Source organism: Thalassotalea marina (assembly GCF_014656435.1).
In the GTDB taxonomy this organism is placed as follows: Bacteria; Pseudomonadota; Gammaproteobacteria; order Enterobacterales; family Alteromonadaceae; genus Thalassotalea_C; species Thalassotalea_C marina.
Genome location: NZ_BNCK01000002.1, coordinates 113,937 through 139,729 on the forward strand (window position 1 = coordinate 113,937; position 25,793 = coordinate 139,729).

Genomic DNA, 25,793 nt, shown 5'->3' on the forward strand with positions numbered 1-25,793 from the left:
CGTACAACCACAAGGTAGGAAAGCGTAACTTTATGAGTATGTCTAAAGTTTCAAATCGCTGGCTAAATAGAGTATATAAAATAATCGCTATTTTATTAGTGATTTTTGCTGTACTGATCAGTGGTTTGCGCTTGTTTTTACCGTATGCCCATAACTATCGCATTGAGCTGCAAGATTATATCAATTCAACTTATGGTAGTGATATTGCCATAGGCTCTCTCAACATGAGTTGGCAAAGCTCTGGTCCTATTCTTGTCGCTTCAAACGTTAGTGTATTGCAAACTGACAGCACAGAAGTCTTTATTTCAGGTTTTAACGTTCAACTCGACTTTTGGCGGTCTTTACAGCAACGTCAATTAGTGACTAAAGATTTTGCCTTAGATGGGGTAAAAGTTTTATTAGATCGCGATGTGTTATCTACGACAAGTAGCGGCGACTCTGATTTACTTAATAACGTGTCTAAACTTTTCCTTCATCAAATCAGCAAGTTTTCAGTTGATAACAGCCAAATTATTGTTAAAACCGCCAATGGTGATCGAACGTTTTTGATTGATGAATTATTCTGGGTCAATCAAGGTAAACAGCATAAAGCTAAAGGCAGTGTTGTACTCGACGGTGTTACCTCCAATAACCTGCAACTTGATTTAAATATCACCGGCGAAACCTTAAAAGAGATGCATGGTCAGCTGTATATTCAAGCTAATCAGTTAGACATTACCCCTTGGTTAGATCGCGTTTTTGCTATAGACCAGCAAGATACTCATTCATCGATTAACTTTAATGCTTGGTTAACCATTACCAAAGGTAAGGCTGAACGACTATTAGTTGATTTGGGTGAAAACAAAGTGACTTGGACTTGGCAAGAGGCTGAAAAACTATTTGCTATATCACCAGGGCAATTAGTGATTAAAGACTTAGCATCCAATAACGCTCTCAGTGGCTATACCTCTGACTTGATGGTGACTTCAGATGAGCATGTTTGGCAACCTCTAACTGTTGAGTTTAATAAGCAATTATCTGGCTTTAATGGCTATATCAGCTCTGCTGATATTTCAGGTGTTACTGATCTTTTACCTTTGTTTATCAAAGAGAAAGCTGCATTAGATTTAGTAGAGGGCTTGTCTCCTCAGGGTGTTTTGCAAAATATTTTTATCAAACAAGTCGATAACAAACTTCAAGCAAGCGCTAAGTTTAGTGGGGTTAACACCCAATACCAACAGGGCATTCCTGGTGTTGAGCAATTGTCTGGGGAATTACACCTGTTAAATGAAAAGCTTCAAATAAACATTTCCGCTAATGCTGGTGCATTTGACTTTGCCGAACATTTTCAAGCGCCTCTAGCATACGATGAATTTAATGCAGCCATTGAGCTAGGTTTTTCCGATGAACAATGGTCTGTTTCTGTGCCGTCAGTTGAGTTTATTGCCCCTGAACTAAAGTTAACCGCTGAGTTAGGTTTATTTGGTGGCAAGGACAAAGAAACGCATATGTCATTATTTGCTCAATTACATGATGTAAATGTCGTCGACGCGCCTAAATTTTACCCACAATCAATTATGGGACAATCCCTGATCGATTATCTAAACAGTGCATTAAAAAAAGGTAATGTAAAATTAGCAAACGTATTGGTGAATGGACCGATAAAAAACTTTCCATTTGAAGACGGTACTGGATATTTTAACGTAGATGCCAAACTGACAAATAGTACCTTTATTTTTGATGAGAAATGGCCGGCGATCACGCACTTTGATGCTAACTTAAACTTTACCAACAATAGTATGTTGGTCACTGGGTTAACTGGCTCATTAACAGGAATAGATGTTGCTGGTGTTACTGCGAGAATTGATGATCTATCTAATGAGCAGGTACTGCAGATCAAGGCTAACTTTAATCAAACACAGCCTAAGCTTGTTACTAATTTGATGCTGGCCAGTCCTTTATCTGACACTGTTGGTAATGTATTAGAGAAGTTGGTTGTGGCAAAGCCTTTTTCAGGTAACCTAGATTTGACTTTGCCTATTAATGATATAGATGCCACTGTTGCTAAAGGTGAAATTTTATTAGTAGATAACAGTGTGGATTTACAAACGCCAGATATGCAGTTCACACAAGTCAATGGCAAGATTACTTTTGAAAATGAAAAGGTAAAATCTACTGGGCTTGATCTACTGTGGCGTAATATGCCACTTAAAATAGCCGTAAACACAGCTCAACTACCTGTATATTTCCAAACTAAATTAGCGATTAATGCTAACTGGGCAAGTGATTTATGGCTTAAACAGTTGCCAGCTGAGCTACAAAAATATGGCGAAGGTCAACTTAATTGGCAGGGTGAGTTAGTACTTAATAACTATAATGATGGTGATTTTACTTACAATCTTTCGGTTAATTCTGACTTAGCAAATGTCAACTTAACCTTGCCTGAGCCGTTTACTAAATCGGCTGAGCAAAGCTTGGTCAGTAATGTCAAAGTGGTAGGTAATTTAACCCAATCTACCGTTGATGCGCATATTGGTGAGCAGCTCACTTTCTACGGAAAATTGGATCACGAAAAAACAACCTTCACGCAAAGTCACTTGATCTTGGGTAATGAACCTATGTTTTTACCTGTCAGTGGCTTTCACGTTACATCAGCACTTGCCGAGGCTGCTTATGAGCAATGGCAACCTTTTATTGTTGATTTACTTGCTGGCATAGAGCAGGCGTCAGGCCCGGATAATGGCCAAGTCGGCATTTTACCTGTACCTGATAGGATCCGAGGGAATATTAATAAGGTGACTTTTATTGGCGAGTCCCTACACGATGTTAGCTTTAATCTCACAGATGAAACCAGTTGGTGGTTATTGTCATTGTCGAGTTTAGAAGCAAGAGCCAATATCAAGATATTCCCTGACATTCAGACACAAGGGCTAGAAATTAATGCTGATTATGTTCGTTTGGCGCCAAATGAATTACTAATAAAGAGCAGTGATGATGCAACAGAGGTGGTTGATGCTAGTGAAAAAGTAGTAATAGCGCCATTTGATATTAAGGTAAATGATGAAGTATTTCCTTATATTCCACCATTAACTGTATCTTGCGGGGAATGTAGTTATCGTAATTTACAGCTTGGTAAAGTTGATTTTCAGTTACGCCGTCCAACCGCTGATTTGCTCACTATAAATAACTTTGTTGCTAAAAGAAAAGGTGTGAAGTTACAACTAGATGGACAGTGGCAACACAATAGTACAATCTCGAATACGGCTTTAAAAGGTACATTAGAAAGCAATGATGTTGAACGCGAGTTAGAGCGACTTGGTATTTCTTCTACGGTTGCAGATAGCGGTTTAAAAGCTAGTTTTGATATTAATTGGTTGGGTGGACCACAAGATTTTCAAATTCGTTACTTAAACGGAGATGTCACGGCAAGATTAGACGAAGGGGTACTTAAAGAAGTGCCGGATTCCGCTCGTGCTTTATCGTTACTTAGTTTGCAATCACTAGTGCGTAAGTTAAAGTTTGATTTTCGTGATATTTTTGCAGATGGCATGTTCTACAGCGAAATAAAAGGCGACTATCATCTGCAAAATGGTGTCTTGTATACCAAGAATACTTTCTTAAAAGGTGCCGCTGGTGATATGTCGTTAAAAGGCAATACTGATCTGAATACTAAAACATTAGATTACAGTATGTCTTATGCGCCTAACGTAACATCTAGCTTACCAGCCATTGCTTGGATTGCTACCTTAAACCCTGTGACCTTTTTAGCTGGTGTGGCAATTGATGGGGTAATTACTTCTCAAGTACCTGTTGAATATAAATTTGCATTAACCGGTAGTATTGCAGAGCCAAACTTTAGACAGATTGATAAGAAAACCAAAAATATCAGTGTCGGACGAGATTCACCACCTAAGGTGGTAGAAGCGTTACCTGAGTTTCCAACTGAGCCAAAAATTGAAGGGATACTGAACCCTGAGACAGGCTTAATAGAGCCCATTGATAAACATCAACTAGACCGATTTAATGATTAAACTATCTGCGATTCAGCTGTCCTCTTCACCCAATGTGCAGGATAACCTTGCGACAATTGAACGGCTAATGAGTCAATTACCCTTTGCTGAACAACATATTGTAGTATTGCCTGAGTGTTGTTTGTTTTTTGGTGGCACTGATCGTGCGCAACTTGATTTAGCAAAACAGGATGCAACGACAAACGAACTTAAAACGGGCTTATCTAAATTGGCGAAGCAATATAACGTAACGCTCGTTGCCGGCAGTATTCCGCAGTATATCGAACAGCAGGATAAATTTTATAATACCTGTTGCGTTTTTTCTGGTTCTGGTGAGTTACTAACCCAGTATCATAAAATGCACTTATTTGATGTTGATGTTAACGATAGTGAAAAACAATATAGAGAATCTCGATATACTGAAAAAGGTACGTCAGCGATAACGAAAACCCTTGATAGTTTAACCTTAGGTTTGTCTATCTGTTATGATTTGCGTTTTCCTGAGTTATATCGTCATTTAACCACTTTGGGTGCGCAAGTGATTACTGTTCCAGCAGCATTTACCAAAGTAACAGGTAAAGCCCATTGGCTACCATTACTGCAAGCTCGAGCTATTGAGAATCAAGTGTATATTGTTGCAGCCGGTCAATACGGTGTACACGACAATGGCCGAGAAACTTGGGGGCAAAGTGTTATTATCAACCCATGGGGTGAGGTATTATCAGAAATAACACAAGGTGTAGGGACTATTTCAGCAGATTTTGACTTAGATACTCTGCAAAGCGTGCGTCAGGCTATTCCTGTTGCACAGCATAATCAATTTATTACGAAGATAAAAACACTATGAATACAGTAGAGCGCGAACTACTTGGCAATAGCGATATTGATCAGGGCTTTTTAAACGACGTATTGGCGCAAATGCATCAGCGACATGTAGATCTGGCGGATCTTTATTTTCAATCAAGTGCACATGAATCTTGGTTGTTAGAAGATGGCGTAGTTAAGGAAGGTTCATACAATATAGAGCGCGGTGTTGGTGTTAGGGCTATCTCTGGTGAAAAAACGGGCTTTGCATACTCAGATGACATATGCCCTCAAGCTTTATTAAAAGCTGCTGAAGCGGCTAAAGGTATTGCTAAAGACGGAGAAAGTAAAAAGGTAAAAATACTCACTGCGCAATCGCAGCACGATGTATATCAAGCGATAGATCCGCTGAGCAGCCTAACACAAGAACAAAAAATTAATATTCTTCATGAAGTTGAAGCCCACGCAAGACAGCAGGATGAACGTGTTAAACAAGTTATTGTCAGCTTATCAGGTGTTTACGAGAAAATCCTAGTTGCAGCGAGCGATGGCACATATGCCAATGACATAAGACCGCTTGTAAGACTAAATTGTTCGGTATTGGTTGAGGCCAATGGTAAACGTGAGCGAGGCAGTGCTGGCGGTGGAGGCCGAACAGATTATAGTTATTTCTTTGAAGCAGAAGGAAATAAAACACGTTATTTACACTATGCAGAAGAAGCCGTTAGACAAGCCTTGGTAAATTTAGTCGCGATTGAATCTCCAGCAGGTACGCTACCTGTAGTATTGGGCGCTGGTTGGCCTGGAGTATTACTCCATGAGGCGGTAGGTCATGGCCTTGAGGGAGATTTTAACCGCAAAGGCTCTTCAGCATTTTCTGGTAAGGTTGGGCAACAAGTGACGTCTGAGCATTGTACTATTGTCGATGATGGAACGTTAGCAAATCGTCGCGGCTCATTAACAATCGATGATGAAGGTGTTCCTGGTCAATATAATGTGTTGATTGAAAAGGGCGTATTAAAAGGCTACATGCAAGACAAGCACAATGCTGCACTTATGGGAGTTAAGCCAACAGGTAATGGCCGTCGAGAATCGTATGCTCATTTACCTATGCCTAGAATGACCAATACCTATATGTTAGCGGGTGAGCATTCGCCAGAAGATATTATTAAAAGTGTGAAAAAAGGAATTTATGCTCCTCATTTTGCCGGAGGCCAAGTTGATATTACTTCAGGTAAATTTGTTTTTACCAGCTCAGAGGCATATTTAATTGAAAACGGCGAAATTACTTCACCAATTAAAGGGGCTACATTGATTGGTAGTGGCCCTGAAGCGATGAAAAAAGTCAGTATGGTGGGTAATGACTTGGCACTTGATCCTGGTATCGGGGTCTGTGGTAAAGATGGTCAAAGTGTACCTGTTGGTGTTGGTCAGCCAACATTAAAGGTTGATGAAATGACCATTGGCGGCACCCAATAATTTGTTTCTAATGATGAAAAAGCGCTTTTGGCGCTTTTTTTATACTCAAGATTCGGCAATATTGTCATCAATTGGTAAAACTTCGGTAATTGCCATTGGTTGTGCAATGTTATATTATCACCGCCATGAAATTATCTCATTGTACGTACAACCGAAAAAACTCTCTGTTAGTAGGGCTTCTTGTTCTGCTGGCTTTGCTATTTTCAACGGTTAGTCATACCCATGATCTACCAAATGGTGATACGAACATTGAACAGCTCGACTGTAAACTTTGTCACAGTAAAACTGAGCCTAAAACTTCTCATATAAAACCTATCTCAGTAAATATAGGCGTATATCATACAAGCTTATATTTTGAATGCTCGCATCAACTCATCTCTTTTCATCAAGAACTGCCTGGGCAACGAGCCCCACCAGCGGTTTAATACCTAAAAGCTAATTCAACTTTATGTGGTGGTTTGCATAGGCAAGCGGCCTGTACTTATATTTAAACAAACTTGTGGATTTCTCATGAAACTTAGTCCTATTGCGACAGCCTGTGCGTTGTCGTTAGCTTATTCCAATCTTGCTGGAGCGCAAGATGTATCTGGTGTTGTAAAGACTACGGAAGGTCAACCAATAGTAAATGCTAAGGTCGCTGTTGTTAACAGCAAAAAACAGGTGTTAACTGATAACCAAGGTCGGTTTGTGTTTACTGATCTGGCGAAAGGGCCTTTAGAGCTTCATGTTGTAGCAGAAAACTTTAGCCACAGAAATAAAAAACTTGTTGTTACTGAAGAAGATATTAGTGGTGTTAACTTTGTTTTAGCACCAACAGTGATGGAGATTATTGATGTACACGCAACACCATTACATTCATCAACCATTGAATCTGCTTTACCTGTAAACGTCATTTCGTCAGATGAACTTCGCACCAAACAAGCATCTACTTTAGGTGAAACGTTGAAAAATGAAGTGGGTGTTCATTCTACGTATTTTGGCCCAGTTGCCAGTAGCCCAATTATTCGAGGACTAGACGGTCCAAGAGTGTTAGTGACTCAAAATGGTTTAGATGCCGCAGATGCTTCACGTGTTGGCCCTGACCATGTTGTAGCATCAGAAACTGCAACAGCTCAGCAAATTGAAGTATTGAGAGGTCCTGCAACCTTGTTTTACGGAAGTGGTGCGATTGGTGGTGTTGTGAACGTAGTAGACGATAGAGTGCCTACTAGTTTAGATGACAACGTCAATTACATGTTTAAGCATAATACGGTAGCTAGTGAAGACGAGGCATCAATCTCACTTAATAAGTCATCTGGGCAATTAGCTTTTCATCTAGATGGCTTTTGGCGTGATGGCGAAGATTACAAAATTCCTGGTTATGCCGAATCTATTGATGCTCATGACGATCACGATGAACATGAAGAGCATGATGAACACGATGAACACGAAGAGCATGAAGAACATGAACTTGGTGCTAAAGGTAAGCTACCTAATAGTGCTGCAAAAGCATCAGGCTTCACGGTAGGTTCTAGCTATATTTTAGATAATGGATTTATTGGCTTTTCTTACGGCAAATTGTCACGTGAATATGGCATTCCGGGTCACAGCCATGGTCATGATGAACATGAAGACGAACATGACGATCATGAAGAACACGAAGAAAGTGTCTATGGCGATCTTGAACAAGACAGAATTCAATTACTAAGCGAATTGACATTTGATCAAGGTTTTATCAACAAAGTTTCAAGTAAAGTTGCCTATACCGACTACCAACACAAAGAAATTGAAAATGGTGAAGTAGGTACTGTTTTTAATAATGAAATGACTGAAGCGCGTTTTGACGTATATCATCAAGCATTTGAAGGCTGGAAAGGGGCTTGGACACTTCATTACAAACACACAGATTTTGAAGCGCTTGGAGAAGAAGCTTTTACACCACCATCAAAAACATCTTCAGTTGCTTTGGCTTGGTTAGAAGAAAAACACTTTGATGATGTGCTATTACAACTTGGTGCTCGAATAGAGCATGTTGAAATAGAAGCTAAAGACAGTTTTATCGAACATGATCATGAAGAGCATGAGCACGACGAACACGAAGAAGATGATCATCACGAAGACGATGGTCATTTTGAGAAACAAAGCTTTACCCCTGTTAGTTTATCAGCGGGTTTAGTTTGGGATTATCAGCCAGGTTACAACCTTGGTTTCTCTGTCGCTTATGCACAAAGAGCACCGTCAGCGGCTGAACTATTTTCTAATGGTCCACATATCGGTACTAACAGTTTTGAGGTTGGTGCACTTTATGAGCTTCACTATGAAGGTGAAGATGTACACGTTGAATTAGGTGATCAACGTCTAGAACTAGAAACCTCGACTAACTTAGATATTACATGGCGAAAATTTGAAGGAGATTTAGGTTTTGTTGTAGGTGCTTTCTACAATCAAATTGATGACTTCTTTTTCCAAGGTGAAACAGTGTTTTTTGCTGAAGGTGCACATGATCACGATGACCATGATGAAGAACACGCTGAAGACGAACATGCCGAAGGTGAATTGCCAATCTATCTTTATCAACAACGTGATATTGAGATGTACGGTTTAGAGGCGGAAGTTGTTTATCAGTGGTCAGCTAACTTACGCTCAACAATATTTGGTGACTATACCCGTGCTAAGTTAAAAGACGGTGGTAATTTACCTCGTATTCCGCCAATGCGAGTAGGGGCTCAGTTTGATTATTTAGCTGATCAATACAGTGCACAATTGTCTGTTAGCCATTATTTTAAGCAAGATGATATTGCGCCAAGAGAAACTGACACTGAAGCGTATACTTTAGTTGATGTTAACTTTAATTATTACCTCGAAGGTATAGGTGATGACTTTGTTATTTTTGTCAAAGGTAATAACTTAACTGATGAAGAGGCTAGAGTTCACACTTCATTCTTAAAGGATATCGCACCATTACCAGGGCGTGGTGTTGAATTTGGTATTCGTGGAAGTTTTTAGGTAAATAAAACTGTTGAATGAAAAACGGCACATTAATTGTGCCGTTTTTGTTTTTACTGGCTTAATAGTATTGTGCGATATCGTCTACAAACTCTATCGGTAAACCGCCAATTAGGTTAGTTAATACTATGATGGTAAGTTCTTTTTCTGGATAGATGATAATCGTATTTGCATCTCCACCACTTGCGCTGATCGCAGGGTTAACTTTTCTATCAATCACCTGCCAACCTGCGGCATAGCCATTTTCTCTGCTATTAAAACCTTCCGTTTTACCATTATTTAAAATCGCTGGTGCCCATAAATCTTTAAGCAACTCTGGCGCAAAAAACTCACCTTGCTTTAGTGCGGCAATAAAATTGGCAAGCTCTGATACATTCGTCGCCATTCCCGCAGCCGGGTATATTAACGGCTCAAATACTACCTCGACTTCTTGTAAATTATTGCCATCAGGTAATAGATATTGCTGGGCAAGAGTATCAAGTTTCTGCTGATCAAAAGTAAAGCTGTAATGTTTAGCTAGTGGCATATTAGCCTTAACAAACTGCTGTTCGAGAACTTTAACAAAAGGCTGCTGGTAATGTTTCTCAATTATTTTACCTAAAATGGCATAACCTGTTTGGTTGTATTGAAAGCGGCTATTTGCCTCAAATTTTACTGGTAACTTTTGTACAGCTTGCCAAGCGCCTTCACTTGTTCCATCGCCAATTAGCTCAACACCTTTACCACTAAGCACCCTTGGAAGTCCTGAAGTATGGCTAAAAACTTGCTGAACAGTCATTTTTTGCCAAGCGTTAGGCAAGTTTTCTAGATGCATGTCTAAGGTATCACTTAACTGTAGCTTTCCCTGCTCCACTAATTTAATAGCAGCAACACCTGTAAATGCTTTTGTCATTGAATTAATAGTGAAAATAGAATCCTTGGTCACTGGTTTATTTGTTGCGATGCTTTCTACACCGTAATAACCTTGTTTGATTATTTTATTGTGTTTTACAACTGCTAGTTGAAGGCCCGGTATTTTTCTCTCCTGCATCGTATTTTTAATCAATTGATCTACCTCATTAGCTTGTACCTGTGTCGCTAATAAAGTTGAAAGTGCAATTGGAAAAATGAATGAAGTTATTTTTAGTTTTTTTAACATCTTATTTGGTCCTTTTATCAAATATGGCTTGGTGAACCCTTGCTCGATGTTAAAAAGCAATAACTGCGCCTATCAGAAAATAATGGCTAAATAATACGATTAAGGCTTAAGAATAAAGGGCTGTAAGGAAAGTGGCGTCAAATTAAAAATCAGACAGATATGTTTTGCCTCTGAACAAAAAGCCACCATAAGTGGCTAATATAGTTAAATAATTGTTGTTTTAGTTAATACTTGAATTGCCTTACTATTGTCGATAATTGAACAGCCAAAATTGCTAACTCTTCTGACGCTTGGGATGTTTGTAAGGATGCGCTCGCGGTGTTCTCAGTATATGCAGCGATATCTTTAATGTTTTGATGGACGTGGTTTACATTATCACATTGATGGTGCGCTACTTGTGCGCTTTCTTGATTTTTGCAACTGACTCGTGCCATTAAATTAGCAACTAGCTGTAAATTTTGAGCCGTACTCTTTACCAGTGCAATACCATGTTGCGCTTCGTCTACTGCATCCTGCATTGCACTGACCGAAGTGTTTGACGAGCTATGTAAACAATGGATCTTTTGTTGAATCTCAATAGTAGATTGTTGAGTTTTAGCTGCTAAACCTCGTACTTCGTCAGCTACCACAGAGAAGCCACGACCTGATTCCCCTGCACGAGCCGCTTCAATTGCTGCATTTAAGGAGAGTAGGTTGGTTTGATCGGCGATACTGTCAATAACATTTAATATGTCAGTGATCTCTAATATTTGCTTATTTAGTGCTTCAAGTTCTGTTGAGGCGACAGTCACGGAGTTTACCAGTTGAAGAATAGATTGTTCAGCTTGGCTTGATATTTTTGCCCCGAGTGATGACTCAGTATTTGCTTGTTGAGTTAATTCAGCTGTATCGATTGAATTGTTGGCAATATCTTTAATATCTTCATTAAATTCGGTCATGATTTGTGAAGAATGTTCAGTTTTATGTTTTTGCTTGTTAACTACTTCTGTAGTGCTTAACGTGACTGCAGAAAGTTCTTCTGAGGATGTTGTTAATTGACTTGCGTGTAAATCGATGTCTCGAATTATATTACGTATTTTTTCGATAAATGTATTAAAGGCTTTGCCCACTTGACCTATTTCATCGGGTCGATCTGCTAATGCAAGTTTTACGGTTAAATCGCCATCGCCTTGAGCAATTGCATTGATACGTTTTACTAAGATTTGTAGTGGTTTAATTAAATGGCTTGCAGCAAATAATCCGATAATAACACTAATAATTGTGGTAATAATTAAAGTTACAATAGCGTCATAAATTAGGTTTTCAGTGAGTGAAACTGCGTCGGCATAGGCTTCTTTTGCGTCAATTTCTGCCAGTAGTGCCCAAGTGTGGTTGCCATATTTAAAAGGCGTATAAGCAGACAATACTGACTCACCGCGATAATCTTGAAATTGATTAACCCCTGTCTTGCCTGCTAATGCTAACTCAACACCTAGGGTATCAACTTTTTGTAGGCCGATTGCACTATTAAAGTTTTTAATTTTGGTTATGGTTTGTTCGGTTAGTAAGCTTTTTATGTTGTCTAAATACTCGGTTTTATTTTCTATTAAAAAACGGCTTTCACTTCGAAGAGTTTTGTTGGGGCCAACTAAGTAGGTCTCACCAGATAAGCCTAAACCAATCGACTGCCATTGTTTATTATTGGTCATGATGTTGTTGATACCATCAATTGGCATCTGAAAAATTAAAACGGCCTGAGTTTGTCCTGCTGCATTGTTAATTGGTGAAGCGATAAAAGAAGCTGCTTGGTCGTATGAAGGGAAATAATTTTCAAACTCAACTAAAGTCGAGTTTGTATTCTTTTTAAGAGATAGCGCTTGATTAAATGCCTTGGCAATAGCTGAATTTGCATACGGACCTGTTTTTAATGACGTCGCAAAATCTACTTCTTTAAAAACTGAGTACACAATGTGTCCAGTTTTTGCGTCAACAATAAATAAATCATAAAAGCCAAACTGGTTTAAATAATGGGTAAACATTGAGTGATATTGGCTATGAATAACATCATAGTGACTATTTCCAGCGGCAGTAAGACGTTGCTTTTCTCCTATTGGATTAGGATTTCCTACAATGTACTTATTTTGAAAGTACATTGCCTTTTCATCTAGCGCAGCTAACGTTTGTGTTATCTGACTAGACAGGTTGAATGTATCATTTTTTGTTTTGAACGTTTGGGTAAATTGTTGCTGATAATATTGGGTAACATTAAATCGATGAACGCTCGGATCGTAGTGAGATACATCCTTATTGTGAAAAGTTTGAATAAATTTTTCAGCCGCACTTTTGACCGCTATATTTTTCGACATCACTGAAATTTGTGCTTCTATATCGCTGATATAATCACTAATTTGTGCCTTTTTCAGTTCTCTAAGCGAAGTTAATCTTTGTGTTGTCTTTTGCTCTAAGGCACTAAATGCTGATTGATTAGCATTGTAAGTAATGGTTGTTGATAAAATTAACGCAGGAATTAAAGCGAGTAATATTGCAAGGATAATAAGCTTGGTTTTTATGGTCATATCAAGTTCTTAAAGGCCATTAATTTAATAAAGGTATTTTTTGTTATTTACAAAAAATGAAAGAAAATGAAATGGTGCTGCTTTTGAATGTAAGGAGGTCAAGGCTTTCTAAGTTATGGAATATCATTATCAATGAATAATTCCTACCTAGATATTTTGAACTGTCTTTTTAAGTAAAAACCCAATACACAGATGTTTCGATTTTCTTTAAGTTTGGCGCTTTAAAGGTAACTTATCCATTCGTTAACAAGCGTCAAAAGAGTTATTCCTTTAACCATGTTATTGTGTTGTTGCATAAGCAACACTCGAAGGCATTTTAAACGATAATAATTATCAATAGAATAGTAAATGTTAAATATATGTTTCTTTTTTCTTGGGTGGGAGTATTTGTGAAGTAGTAAAGCAGTAATTGAATTACTGCTTTATAAAACGAGGCTTTGTTAGTCTATTTGCTATTTTTAATAACAATTATTTGAGTTGAATCCCAGTTTGTGTAAGTTCGATTTTACCTTTTTTTAACAGGTGTCCTACGGTCGCTTTAAAGGTTTTTTTACTGACACCAAAGGTTTGAGAAATATCGGCAGGGGAGCTTTTATCGTTAATATGAGAAAAGCCATTGTTTTGTGTCAAGTAATCTATGAATTCACTTTCAAAATCTTTCACTTTGTGCTTGCCTGCACGAGACAGACTAAGGTCGATTCTGTCATCCTCACGTACCTGTTTTATGTAGGCGGTTAACTGCTGGCCAACTCTTAAAGGCTTGAATACTTCATTACGATAGATCAGCCCCCAATGTTTATGATTAATTATCGCTTTAAAGCCTAAATCAGTTTTACCGCCAATAATAATATCTACGGTTTGACCTGCAGTGTAATCGGCTGGCCAAATATCAATAAACTTCTCTATTTTACTGGTTGCCACTAACTTTTGCGTATGCTCGTCTAAGTAGACATATACCAAATATGATTTACCTTGCTCCATTTTTCGTAATTGCAATTTAGGCGGAACAAGGATGTCTTTGGGCATTCCCCAATCAAGAAATGCGCCTAACTTATTTACTTGTTTTACTTTTAGCGAAGCAAATTGTCCTGCCTGTACCAATGGCACTTCAGTCGTTGCACAAATACGATCTGAGCCATCTCTATACAACAGGGCTTCAATGGCGTCGCCTGGTGATAGGTCTTGATTGATAAATTTATTGGGCAACAGCACTTCACCAAACTGCTCGGTGTCAAGCATAGCCCCTTGAGGAACAATAGATTTGATTGTGAGTAGGGTAAATTGACCTAAAGGCGTCATAGTTATCTCATTTTGCGCATAATAGCCACATTATACCTAATCAAAATAGCGAAGGCTTGGCATTTCTACGAATCGATTAAATTAGCATAATGTTATGTTGTTGCTTAGAGATATTGGCGCAATTTTAACAACTCTTCATTTTTGTATTGCTTAGTTGTCAGATAAAACGCCTGTTTTAGCTGAAATATACTCACTATGGCGTAAATGTAACAAGTCAGCTATGCGTCGAATGGTGTGTTCTTCTACACTGGCGACATGACCGTCTGCATGCGCTAATTGCCAAAGTAAGCTGACAATTTTGGTTTTTTCTGTTGCATCGTAAGTGCGATTAACAATAGAGGTAAACTGGTGAAAATCCGTTGAGTGTTCACATAAATCAATCGCTTGAGAGATCAGCTGCTCCGCGTCGTTTGTCGTTAAGTTAAACCTTTGCTGTACAAGCTGATTAAGAGCATCTCTTTCCTCTTGATCAAGTAAACCATCAGCTCTCATGACTTCACAAAGTAACACGGTGCATGCTAACTCTATGGATAAATGTTGTGGTGTACTTTCATCATTCACTTGCTGAAGTGATTGAAAGAACTGAGTAATTTTATTTAGCATCGTCATTATCCTTTATCAAGATTATTAACAATATGACTAAGCAACATAACAAACTCAAGGAAAAGCTTGCAACAAATTGTCTCTGTGACGCGACCATAAACTTACAATAAAGGTTTCAACTTAAAGGTGGCTGCTTTACAATGCTGCTAAATAAAATGACAGCGCTGTCTTTAGTGTGAGTGAAGAGGTTTAATATGAGTCAAGGGCAAGAAACTATCCCTAGCGAAAAGAAGAAACGCTTATTATCCATAGATGCGTTGCGTGGCTTCGATATGTTTTGGATTTTAGGTGGAGAAAAGCTCTTTGCAGCATTTTTCATCATTACCGGCTGGTCTTTTTTCCACTGGGGTGCTGAGCAAATGGAGCACTCTGTATGGCACGGCTTTACTGCTTACGATTTAATCTTTCCACTATTCATTTTTTTATCTGGGGTAAGTTTAGGAATAGCGGCCAAACCGCTTTCAAGTTATCCACCAGAAAAGGCGAAATCAATTTTACATCATGGATTTAAGCGATTGGCTTTATTGATTTTATTTGGTGTTATTTACAACCATGCCTGGGGACGTGGAATTCCTGCGTCAGTGGAAGATATTCGTTTTGCCAGCGTGCTTGGACGTATTGGTATTTCATGGTTTGTTGCCGCTTTACTCGTTTGGTATGTTTCTGAGCGCACCCAATGGATTGTCGCCATTGGTATATTGGTCGGCTATTGGATTTTATTATCATTTGTAACCTTAGGGCAATACGGAGGTGGTGATTTTACTGCGTCTGGTGCAATAAATGTATGGTTTGATCAACACTTTTTACCAGGTGCAACTTATCGTAACTTGCCTTTAGATCCGGAAGGATTGTTATCTAACGTAACGTCTATCGTCAATGCTTTACTTGGAGTATTTGTTGGTCGTTATATGATCAAACATATGCAACAACCGAAAAAACTTATTTCGTCTTTGGCCATGGTCGGCCTGTTATTACTAGCTGCTGGTTATGCTTGGGGAGTCATTTTTCCAATCAATAAAACCCTTTGGACCAGTTCGTTTGTCTTAGTGACTGTTGGCTACAGTGTTTTACTATTGACACTGTTCTACACATTAATTGACGTGATGAACACTAAACTATGGGCAACATTTTTTGCTGTTATTGGCATGAATTCAATTATTGTTTACCTTGGCTCAAGTCTAATTAACTGGGGATATACCAGTAAGAGTCTATTTGGTGGTTTTATCAGTGTTGCGCCGGCGGGTTGGCAAGATGTTATTTTGTATGGCGGCATGTTGTTGTTGCAATGGTTAGTACTTTATTGGTTATATTGTCGAAAAATTTTCGTAAAAGTTTAAAACTTGGCGAATTTCACAATTAATAAAAAAGGAGCGATATGTTAGCTCCTTTTTTTATTTGCTAATTTATAATGTCGGACTTAATTAAGGTACTGAAAATAAAGGAGTAAATTTTAATCTTCGACAAGTTCATTCATTGTTGGTAAAAGCGGCGCAGTTTTTGTAACAGCCGTTTACATCTTTTGTCATATCTTAGTAATAACATAGGTTATGCTTAAATGGCATGAGTGTTATAAGCTGAACACAACTTTGAGAGGAATAAGCGGTGACTCGAAAAACGAAAATTATACTCCCGATTGTCATCCTAGCAGCAGGCGTTGCAGTATTTTTTGCTCTGATGAGCATGAAAAAACCACCTGAAGAAAAAGAGCAGGTTGATAATACCCCAATCGTTGCAGTAGAAGAAATCTCTGTAGCCCCTTTAACACTAGAAGTTGGATCTTACGGTGTTGTAAAGCCAAAATATGAAACGGAGTTAGTCGCACAAGTCAGTGGACAGATCGTATCACTCTCTCCTTTATTTGTTCGAGGAGGTTTTGTCAAAGAAGGGCAGCTTTTGGCAAGAATAGATCCAAGCGACTACCAAGCAGCTTTAATTGATGCAGAAGCAAACTTAGCCTCTGCCAAGGCTTCACTGAAAGAAGAAGTTGCACGAGGTAAAGTTGCAGAAGATGAGTGGAGCAGAATTTCTAATGCATCCCCTACGGAACTGAGTTTGCGCAAACCTCAACTAGCACAAGAGCAAGCTCGTGTTAAAGCAGCAGAAGCTTCAGTTCTGCGCGCCAAGCGCAATTTAGAAAGAACTTATATCAAAGCACCGTATGACGCCATGATAGAAGAAAGAACTGTTGGCTTAGGTTCCTTTGTCGGTACGTTTAATCGTTTAGGGAAAATACTTGGTACTGAAGTGGCAGAAGTGAGATTACCTGTTGCAGATAACCAATTACAGTTTTTGGTTGACCGCGGTGCGGATGCCTCAGTTAAGCTTATAGGTACATTTGCAGGTGAAGAACAATCATGGACAGCCAATATCGCGCGTAGCGAAGGCGTTGTTGACGATAAAAGCCGCATGAGTTATTTGGTAGCTGAAGTAAAAGACCCGTATATGTTAAATGGCGGAACAGCACAAACACCGCTCAGATTTGGCTCCTATGTTAATGCACAAATTATTGGTAAACAGCTTGCTAAAGCCGCTTCTGTTCCTCGCCACCTGATAAACAAAGATAAAGTTGCGATATTAAATAGTGAATCAAAATTACAGTTTGTTCACGTTGATATTGTTCGCCAAGATGGCGCTAATGTTATTATTTCGAATGGTCTTTCTACTGGTGATAAGCTAATTGTTTCAGCCTTAGATTACCCTGTTGATGGCATGAAACTGGCGTTACCATCTGCTCAAGAAGAATCTTCAGATACCGAACAAGATGCCAATACGCAAATTGCTAGCGTAAAGGAGTAACGTAATGGAAGATACCAATAAAGGCTTGATTGCCTGGTTTGCTCGAAACAGTGTTGCGGCAAACCTTTTAATGATTTTGATTATCATTGGTGGCTTACTTACCGCGCTCACCATAAATAAACAAATGTTTCCGCAAGTTAAAATTAACTGGATTGAATTCAGTGCTGCTTATCCAGGTGCTGCACCACAAGAAGTGGAAGAAGGTATTACGATAAAAATTGAGGAAGCACTTGAAACAGTTCAAGGTTTGGAGCGAGTAATTACTTACTCAAATCGTAATTTTTCATCTGGTTACTTTCGTGTTGATGAAAGCTATGATCCTCAAATTGTACTAGAGGAAGTTAAATCAGCAATTGATTCCATCCCAAGCTTCCCTGATGGTATGGAACGTCCAAAAGTTGAACGCATCAAGTTTCGCCAAGAAGTGCTTTACATTGCACTATACGGTGATTTAACCAATGCTGAATTAAAAGAACTTGGTCGTAATATTCATGATGAAATACAACAATTACCTAACGTTAATATCTCTGAATTTTATAGCGGTTTAGGTTATGAAATTTCTGTCGAAGTTAGTAAAGATAAACTTCGCGAATACGGACTAAGCTTTACCGATGTAGCACGTGCGGTTCGCAGCCAGTCGCGAAACATGTCGGCTGGACAAATTCGAGCTGCTAATGGCTACATCAATTTACGTGTTGAAAATCAGGCTTACCGTGGTTACGAATTTGAGCGTATTCCTGTACTGACCTTGCAAGATGGTACAAAGGTAATGTTGGGTGATATTGCTACCATTAAAGATGGTTTCCAAGAAGGCCTGCAGTACTCTAAATTTAATGGCATGAATTCAGCTACTTTCTTTATTGGCGCTGCTGATAATCAAAGTATTACCAATGTTGCTAAAGTTATTCATCAGTATATTGAACATAAAAGAGATGAGTTACCTGCTGGTGTTAAGTTAGAACCATGGGTGGATATGACTTATTACTTGCAAGGCCGTTTAGACATGATGTTGGAAAACATGTATAGCGGCGCAATACTTGTTTTCTTAATGTTGGCGTTATTTTTACGCATGCGATTAGCATTCTGGGTCATGATGGGCTTACCTGTGTGTTTCTTAGGTACCATACTGATGATGCCGATGGAGTTTGTTAACGTTACTATCAATATCACCAGTTTATTTGCCTTCATTTTGGTATTGGGGATTGTTGTTGATGACGCCATTGTTATGGGGGAAAGTGCCTATTCTGAAATGGAAGAAAAAGGCCATACCACAGAGAGTGTAATCCGTGGCGTTAAACGCGTAGCAATGCCAGCAACTTTTGGTGTACTTACCACAATCGCTGTATTTGTTCCTTTTGTTATGGGGGATGGTCCAGCATCAGCATTTAACAAGTCGATTGGTTGGGTGGTCATCTTCTGTTTACTATTTTCACTGGTTGAGTCAAAGCTAATATTGCCAGCGCATTTAGCCAATATGAAAGTGAAAAAGTTTAATCCTAAAAATCCAGTGGATCGAGCTCGTCGTTTTATCGACACTAAGCTTTCGTATTTTGTCGAGACGGTTTATCGTCCAGCATTAACACGCTTTTTAGAGTTTCGTTACGCCGTGTTAATGTTTTTTATCGCCATTATCTTGTTAAGTGCTGGTTTATTTGCCGGTGGCTTTGTCAAGTTTATCGGTCAACCTAAGATCCCACATGACTTTCCACGAGTAACTGTTGAAATGAACGTTGATTCGTCGGAAAAAGCGACTTTAGATACCGTGTTGCGAATTGAAAATATTTTATATGCCGTTGATAAAAAAGTGGAAACTGAACACGGTCATAAAATGATTTCTGACATGAATGTCAGACTGAACGGTCGAACACGAGGTGACATTACCGTTAAGTTAGTGGATCCAGAATTGCGACCAATGGATACCTTTGAGTTAGCAGAGCTATGGCGTGCTGCTATTCCTGTGATGCCAGGCGTTAAGTCATTTTCAATTGATGACAACTTGTTTGGTGGCGGGCGTGAAGATGGTGATATCAGTTTCCGTTTGGAAAGTCATGACGACGCTGTGTTATTAGCCGCAGCAGCTGAACTGAAAGAAAAGTTAAATTCTCTTAAAGGTGTGGGCGATGTTAATGACAGTCGTCAAACCAGCGCTAAGGAAGTGCAATTTAGCTTAAAACCACTAGCTCATAGCTTAGGTTTAAGTTTGCAAGATATAGCATCACAAGTAGGTTATAGTTTTTATGGCTTAGAAGCTCAGCGTATTTTACGTGACACCGAAGAAATAAAAGTCATGGTTCGTTACCCTCTTGAGGAGAGAAACTCTGTCGGTCACGTAGAAGACGTAATGATCCAAGCACCAAACGGAGCCGAGCTGCCACTATCTGAATTAGCTGATATTTCGGTTAAACAAGGGGTAACACGTATTCGTCGTGAAAATGGTAATCGTACCATCAACGTATGGGCGAGTGTTGATGCCGACCAAGTTGAGCCATTTAAAGTTGCAAATGATATTCGCGACAACTTTATTCCTCAGCTGAAACGTAAATATCCGCAGTTAAATTCAGAAGTCTCTGGTCGTATACAAGAAGAAATGGACAGCTTTTTTGAACAGCTAAAAGGTTTTGTGATTTCATTGTTGGTGATGTACTCACTGTTAGCAATTCCGCTTAAATCTTACTCGCAACCTCTAATGATCATGATAGTCATCCCGTTTGGTATTACTGGCTCTATTTTTGGTCACATGTTACTCGGGATGGATCTTAATGCGCTTTCCTTGTTCGGCATTATCGCTGCTGCGGGTGTGGTGGTTAATGACTCTCTAGTAATGGTGGATTATGTGAATAATGCGCGTAAACAAGGTATTAAATTAAAAGAAGCCGTGGTATTTGCTGGAAGCAAAAGGTTCAGAGCGATCATGTTAACTTCCTTAACGACTTTTATAGGTCTGGTACCGATCGTTTTCTTTGAAACGAGTATGCAGGCACAAATAGTGATTCCAATGGCAGTATCATTATCTTTTGGTGTATTGTTTGCGACAGTCGTTACTTTGGTTCTGATCCCAACACTTTATGTTATTTTTGAAGATGCTAAAGGCTTCTTTCGACGTAAAAAAGCAAAAACCAGTTACGCCGAAGGCCCGATTGAGTCAGAAGTCAATGCTTAAATAGTCATTTGTAAAACGTAACAAAATAAAGCAGTCAGCAAGGTAACTTGTTGGCTGCTTTTTGTATTTAACCTCAGGTTTGTATTAGAAATAGTGCTAAATAAAAGATAACAATAAGTTAGCAGTTTCTTGTTTTTCTAGGTCGATATTTTTGTCTGGGTTCAAGGCATTTTTGCAGCAGGAATAGTTAGCTATTTCGCTTCAAAATAACGCAGAAGTCAGTAAAAATAGCACCTATAAACGCATTGCTAATGCGAACCTGAGGTTATTTAGGCTCAAATACTTTTATTTATTTCAATTGGTATTAAGCATACAATTAAAGCAAGTTTGCAATGATAAAAGTCAGTTAACTAATGGGTGATAGTAGTCTTTTTGATGGTATGGTGGTGTTTGTTAAAACCGTTGAAATTGGCAGTTTTAGCAAAGCCGCAGAAATACTCGGTCATTCGGCCTCATACGTTAGTAAAGAAATAAGCAAACTTGAATCGCGCTTAGGAGTGAGACTACTTAATCGAACGACCAGAAGTATTACCTTAACCTCTGCTGGTAAACAATATTTCGAGCGTAGTCAGCAGTTAGTTATTGATGCACAAAGTACTGAACAAGCGATCGGGTCAATGCAAGCAGTTCCCAAAGGTGTTTTAAAACTGACGGCACCAGTGAGCTTGGGCAGAGCGCATTTAAACACTATTCTTGCTGAGTTTTTAAAAGCTTATCCCGAAGTTGACCTTGATGTAGATTATAGCCAGCGCAAAGTGGACTTAGTTGCTGAAGGATACGATGTGGCGATTAGAATTGGAACTTTGCAAGACTCAAATTTAGTTGCCAAGCGTATCGGAGAAACACCCATTGCCTATTTGGCCTCCCCTGACTATTTAAAGCAATACGGTACTCCCGAAAGTCCTAGTAAATTATCTTCTCATCGAGTTATAAGCTACAGCAACTTGAGTACACCCAAATACTGGGAGTTTCGCCCTAAGTCTGAAGAAAAAGTTAACATTAAAGTCAATCCTAGGCTTGTTTGCAATGATGCAGATTTGCAAGTTGAAGTAGGTGTGGCAGGTATCGCGATGCTTCAATTACCCACCATTTTTTGCCGTGAAGAAATTGCAAATGGTAAGTTAGTTGAAATATTACCTAGTTATGCGCCAGAAAAACTTGGTATCTATGCCGTATATCCGCACCGAAAGTTTTTATCTGCAAAAGTTGATGTTTTTATCAAATTTATTGCCAAGAAATTAAAAACTTAGTGTCTTAGGGGCAGTTGAACTTTCGCGGTTAAAATTTGTTCGAGATAAAATCGTTTGTTGGCACTTTCTACTGCGTTATCGGCTTATAAGGTAGAATAACTAGCTTCAGCCTTGTAAAAAGAGCCCACAAGCTGCTGCGAAATTCAGCTCAAAAGAACAACAGACCCTAGTCAAAATAAATTAACGTTTTCGGATAAAACGACTTTATTTCTACCTTGTGCCTTTGCCGCGTATAGCGCGAGGTCTGCTCGTTCAATAAGGTTTGCAGTGGTCTCATTTTCCCTGTGCGCCACACCAAAACTAGCGGTAATTTCAATGTCGTGGGTAAATGAATGAGAGGAAATAACCTCGCGTAAATCTTCCGCGATATCGTGTGCTTCCATCAAGTTACAATTGGGGCAGATCAATAAAAATTCTTCGCCTCCCCAGCGAGCAAGAAAATCGCTCGAGCGGCTATTTTCACTTACTAGTTTAGTAAACTCTCGTAGTATTTCGTCACCGATACCATGCCCATATTTATCATTTAACGTTTTAAAATGGTCAATATCGATAAAAATCATACTAACGTTTTCTAAAGATTTAGTTAAAACCTGCTCTAAACCTATTCTATTTAATGCACCTGTTAGGGGATCTCGTTCAACTTGTTGTTTTAGTACATTAGACTCAACACTTAGTAATTTATTAAGTTGTTTTAATTCTTTAGCTTTATTTTGTGCATCGACTAAACGGCGATTTGAACGTTGTAAATTAAGAATTAAAGCGGCAATTGCAGCCAGCGCCCACATGGTGATGATTGAAAGAAAAACCTGTTTGTTGCTAAACACTTTTCCTACGAATTCAATTTTTTCCAACTCAATTTGATAATATCCTGGTTGAATACCGTTGCCTGTAGCAAGTTCTACAACTAGTACATTTTCTAATTCAGGGCCAGCATATTTAATGGGTATTTTTCTATCAAATAACCACCAAGTTGCCACTTGAAGAGCATTTAAGGGAATGGTTGTTGACGTTGAGACAGCCTCTGGCCAGTATTCTAAGCCATTGTACTTCCATGAACTATCGTCAGTGGTGCTTGAGTAGGCTTCATTAAAAGTTCGTAATTGAAAACGTAAGCTGGTGCTATTTTCTCCAACATACTTAGCTTTTACAATAACATCAGTAAATTGTGATAAATCGACCGGTGATAAGAAGTTTCTTTTTCTATCTAAACCTATGGCAATGGTAATTTCACAAAAGGGCCAAGCGTAACTGGATGCCTTTATTTCACACTGCAAAATGAACTTATCATCATCTCGTATTAATTTTGCAATCGATGTGCCGCCAATACCTTCATCACTCACCGCATAAACTGGTGATTTTGTTTTAGCGTCTAATACATAAGATTTATCTAGTGAAAATGTATGCAATAAAATAACGACGAGAGTAATCAGTAATAAAACTGACATGATCATATTATCGAACTTTTCTGCTTGCATTTAAAAACTCACTACCGTTAAAACATAAATACAGCTACAGGGTAACCGTCTTGTGCTAATCAGATGACCTTAGTTTTATAGTCTAACCAAAGTCGAGCACATGACAGCTGTTGGCCACTAAAAAAAGCAATACATGTTCTCAGTGTAAGCAAAATTTGATTAAAACGGTAGCGTTTAGGTGAATAGTATTGATAATGAACAAATTTATGTGCTTTGAAAAGTCTGTTCCGTTTACATCATTTTATGCTCGTGCTTAAATGGAAATGATGCCTATTACAGGGAAAGAAAGTTGAAATACTCCTTTATCTTATTGTTTGTTATAAATGTTTTTTTTGGAAGTTTTAGCGCTACTGCACAGGAAATTAATCCGGCTGAGCGACAAACAATATCGGTAAGTGATATTAATTTTGACAATCTAATAGATATTGAACGTCTGATTTTTCGTGATCCAATGGCTGTTTATCAGCGTATCAATGAGCTTGAATCGCAACTAGAATCTCAAAACGGAACAATGCAAACTTGGTGGTATTTTCGCAAAGCACAGTGCGAAAATTTATTACATTTATTTCACGCATTTGACCAAACGCTTTCACAACTGTCTACTTTGATATCCGTAGACGTGGCACCTGCACTCCAAGCTCGCTATTACTACTTTCAAGGCATATCTTTACAGCGGGCGGGCTTATATGAGCAAGCGAGAAGACAATACAGCCGCTCTATGGAAATTGCCAAAGCCGAAAAGTTGACAGAGATATATATAAAAACTAAGCAAGAATATGCATACACTTATAGTTTATCTGAGCTGTACGATGCTTCGCTAAAAGATATACAGGCTGCTTTTGTTGAAGCTTATGCAAAAAAAGACCAGTTTCTTATTGCCGTGGTTAATGAGACCTATGGCGCCGTTTACAGTTACATGAACGAATATGAACGATCGGCAAATTATTACTTAAAAGCAATTGATACATACGAAAGGTTGGGCTATCCAACACATGTTGCCGACGCTATGTACGCCTTGGCAAATACCTATCGCTATGGGCAGGAATATCAACTGGCAATAAAGTTCTTTAATCTGTATTTACAAAAGGTGTCATACACCCCCAACCCTGATATACGCTTCTATGGAGTTTATGGGGTAGCGATGACTTTATCAGAGCAGGGAAATTGTAGTGAGGCCTTAACGCATATAGATGAAGCATTGTTGTTAAATGGTCCTGAAGATTTTGAAGCGGAATTGTATAAACAAAAAACAAGCTGCTTAATTCAATTAAATCAGTTGGATGAAGCAGAGGCTGCATTAACGATATCTGAAGATATTTTTACAAAAATGCCAGAGCTAACAGGAAGTGCTTGGCAACTTGAAAACGACAAGCTAAGAAGCCAACTGGCATACGCGCAAGGCCAATACAAACAAGGTTATGATCTACTTGCAGATTATCATCAAATTTATGCTGATAATTTAATGAAAAATGCCAGTGAGCGTATAACAAATATTCGAAATGCTGCTGAATTAGAGCGCCAAAAAATTGAAAAGGCACTATCTAGTGAACGAGCGCAAATTGAAAACTTACAAAAAACTGCACAGCAACAAGAGCTGCGTGAGCACTATTATTTCATTGTATTTCTTTTAGTGTCTTTATTTGGTGTGATTGTCGTTGTCACAATTTTGTATCGAAATAACCGTAAAATGATTGCCTTGTACGTGATTGACTCTCTAACCAATTTATATAGTCGTCGCTTTACTTTTGACTACTTAGAACGAGTACTTAACGAGAGAAAAATGGATAAAAGTCACCTCTCTCTGTTAGTGTTAGATATCGATGACTTTAAAAGTGTAAATGATGAGTTAGGTCATGCTACTGCTGACGAAGTACTGAAGAAAATAGCCAAATGTACCAAATCAGCCATGCGACCATCTGATGTTGTCGGACGCATTAGTGGAGAGGAGCTAATGTGTGTTTTACCCCGAACCGACAAAATGCAAGCTAAAGCGATTGCTGAGCGAATACGCACAACAATAAAGCGTGAACATATTGTTATTACACAACATGAAAACAATCAAGTGACAGTAAGCATTGGCATTGCAACGGCCAATGAAAACAACATCGATGCAAAAAACTTATATTCCTTGGCAGATGCTGCACTGTATCGCGCCAAGTTATCTGGAAAAAATAGTATAGAATTTTCAGCATAAGTTAGTTGGAACAATGAGAATAGATTATAAATCAGTAGCTTCTACTACAAAGGTAATAAATTCAAA

Annotated in this window: 14 protein-coding genes; 9 read left to right on the forward strand and 5 right to left on the reverse strand. The window is 38.7% G+C overall.

Going from position 1 to position 25,793, the window contains the following annotated elements:
- The first annotated feature begins 32 nt into the window (after positions 1-32).
- The 4 genes from IE199_RS03875 to IE199_RS03890 all read left to right on the forward strand — a co-directional run bounded on the left by IE199_RS03875 (position 33) and on the right by IE199_RS03890 (position 9,257).
- Positions 33-4,010 carry a YhdP family protein gene (locus IE199_RS03875; protein WP_189767450.1) on the forward strand — a complete coding sequence of 1,326 codons (3,978 nt, stop codon included), beginning with the start codon at positions 33-35 and terminating at the stop codon, positions 4,008-4,010.
- The gene (locus tag IE199_RS03880; protein WP_189767452.1) at positions 4,003-4,836 is read left to right on the forward strand and encodes a carbon-nitrogen hydrolase family protein; all 834 of its coding nucleotides are present in this window, start codon (positions 4,003-4,005) and stop codon (positions 4,834-4,836) included. The genes IE199_RS03875 and IE199_RS03880 overlap by 8 nt, the downstream gene beginning before the upstream one ends.
- A complete protein-coding gene (tldD, locus tag IE199_RS03885; protein ID WP_189767454.1) occupies positions 4,833-6,272 on the forward strand; it encodes a metalloprotease TldD in 1,440 nt (479 codons plus the stop codon). Before IE199_RS03880 ends, tldD begins: the two co-directional genes overlap by 4 nt.
- 510 nt (positions 6,273-6,782) lie before the next feature.
- On the forward strand, positions 6,783-9,257 hold the full coding sequence (locus tag IE199_RS03890) for a TonB-dependent receptor (RefSeq protein ID WP_189767456.1): 2,475 nt from the start codon (positions 6,783-6,785) through the stop codon (positions 9,255-9,257).
- 61 nt (positions 9,258-9,318) lie between these two features.
- On the opposite strand, the gene IE199_RS03895 is transcribed toward IE199_RS03890, so the two are convergent.
- The 4 genes from IE199_RS03895 to IE199_RS03910 all read right to left on the reverse strand — a co-directional run bounded on the left by IE199_RS03895 (position 9,319) and on the right by IE199_RS03910 (position 14,852).
- Positions 9,319-10,395: a serine hydrolase domain-containing protein gene (locus tag IE199_RS03895; RefSeq protein WP_189767458.1), complete on the reverse strand. Its 1,077-nt coding sequence runs from the start codon at positions 10,393-10,395 to the stop codon at positions 9,319-9,321.
- A 224-nt stretch (positions 10,396-10,619) separates the two neighbouring features.
- On the reverse strand, positions 10,620-12,950 hold the full coding sequence (locus IE199_RS03900) for a methyl-accepting chemotaxis protein (protein WP_189767460.1): 2,331 nt from the start codon (positions 12,948-12,950) through the stop codon (positions 10,620-10,622).
- 468 nt (positions 12,951-13,418) lie between these two features.
- Positions 13,419-14,249: a CvfB family protein gene (locus IE199_RS03905; protein WP_189767462.1), complete on the reverse strand. Its 831-nt coding sequence runs from the start codon at positions 14,247-14,249 to the stop codon at positions 13,419-13,421.
- A gap of 150 nt (positions 14,250-14,399) precedes the next feature.
- Positions 14,400-14,852 carry a tellurite resistance TerB family protein gene (locus tag IE199_RS03910; protein ID WP_189767464.1) on the reverse strand — a complete coding sequence of 151 codons (453 nt, stop codon included), beginning with the start codon at positions 14,850-14,852 and terminating at the stop codon, positions 14,400-14,402.
- 194 nt (positions 14,853-15,046) lie between these two features.
- On the opposite strand from IE199_RS03910, the gene nagX reads away from it, so the two are divergent.
- The 4 genes from nagX (at position 15,047) to IE199_RS03930 (ending at position 22,058) form a co-directional block, all read left to right on the forward strand.
- Positions 15,047-16,189 carry a transmembrane glucosamine N-acetyltransferase NagX gene (nagX, locus tag IE199_RS03915; RefSeq protein ID WP_189767465.1) on the forward strand — a complete coding sequence of 381 codons (1,143 nt, stop codon included), beginning with the start codon at positions 15,047-15,049 and terminating at the stop codon, positions 16,187-16,189.
- Positions 16,190-16,454: 265 nt separating this feature from the next.
- A complete protein-coding gene (locus IE199_RS03920) occupies positions 16,455-17,648 on the forward strand; it encodes an efflux RND transporter periplasmic adaptor subunit (RefSeq protein ID WP_189767466.1) in 1,194 nt (397 codons plus the stop codon).
- 4 nt (positions 17,649-17,652) lie between these two features.
- Complete coding sequence (locus IE199_RS03925) at positions 17,653-20,808, forward strand: efflux RND transporter permease subunit (protein WP_189767467.1); 3,156 nt, start codon at positions 17,653-17,655, stop codon at positions 20,806-20,808.
- Between the two features lie 353 nt (positions 20,809-21,161).
- Complete coding sequence (locus IE199_RS03930) at positions 21,162-22,058, forward strand: LysR family transcriptional regulator (RefSeq protein WP_189767468.1); 897 nt, start codon at positions 21,162-21,164, stop codon at positions 22,056-22,058.
- Positions 22,059-22,228: 170 nt separating this feature from the next.
- Here IE199_RS03930 and IE199_RS03935 read toward each other — a convergent pair whose 3' ends face one another.
- Positions 22,229-23,533 (reverse strand): GGDEF domain-containing protein, encoded by a 1,305-nt coding sequence (locus tag IE199_RS03935; protein ID WP_189767469.1) that lies wholly within the window; start codon positions 23,531-23,533, stop codon positions 22,229-22,231.
- A 289-nt stretch (positions 23,534-23,822) separates the two neighbouring features.
- Between IE199_RS03935 and IE199_RS03940 the strand changes: the two genes are divergently transcribed.
- Positions 23,823-25,727, forward strand: a complete 1,905-nt coding sequence (locus tag IE199_RS03940) for a tetratricopeptide repeat-containing diguanylate cyclase (RefSeq protein WP_189767476.1) — start codon at positions 23,823-23,825, stop codon at positions 25,725-25,727.
- Positions 25,728-25,793 lie beyond the last annotated feature (66 nt).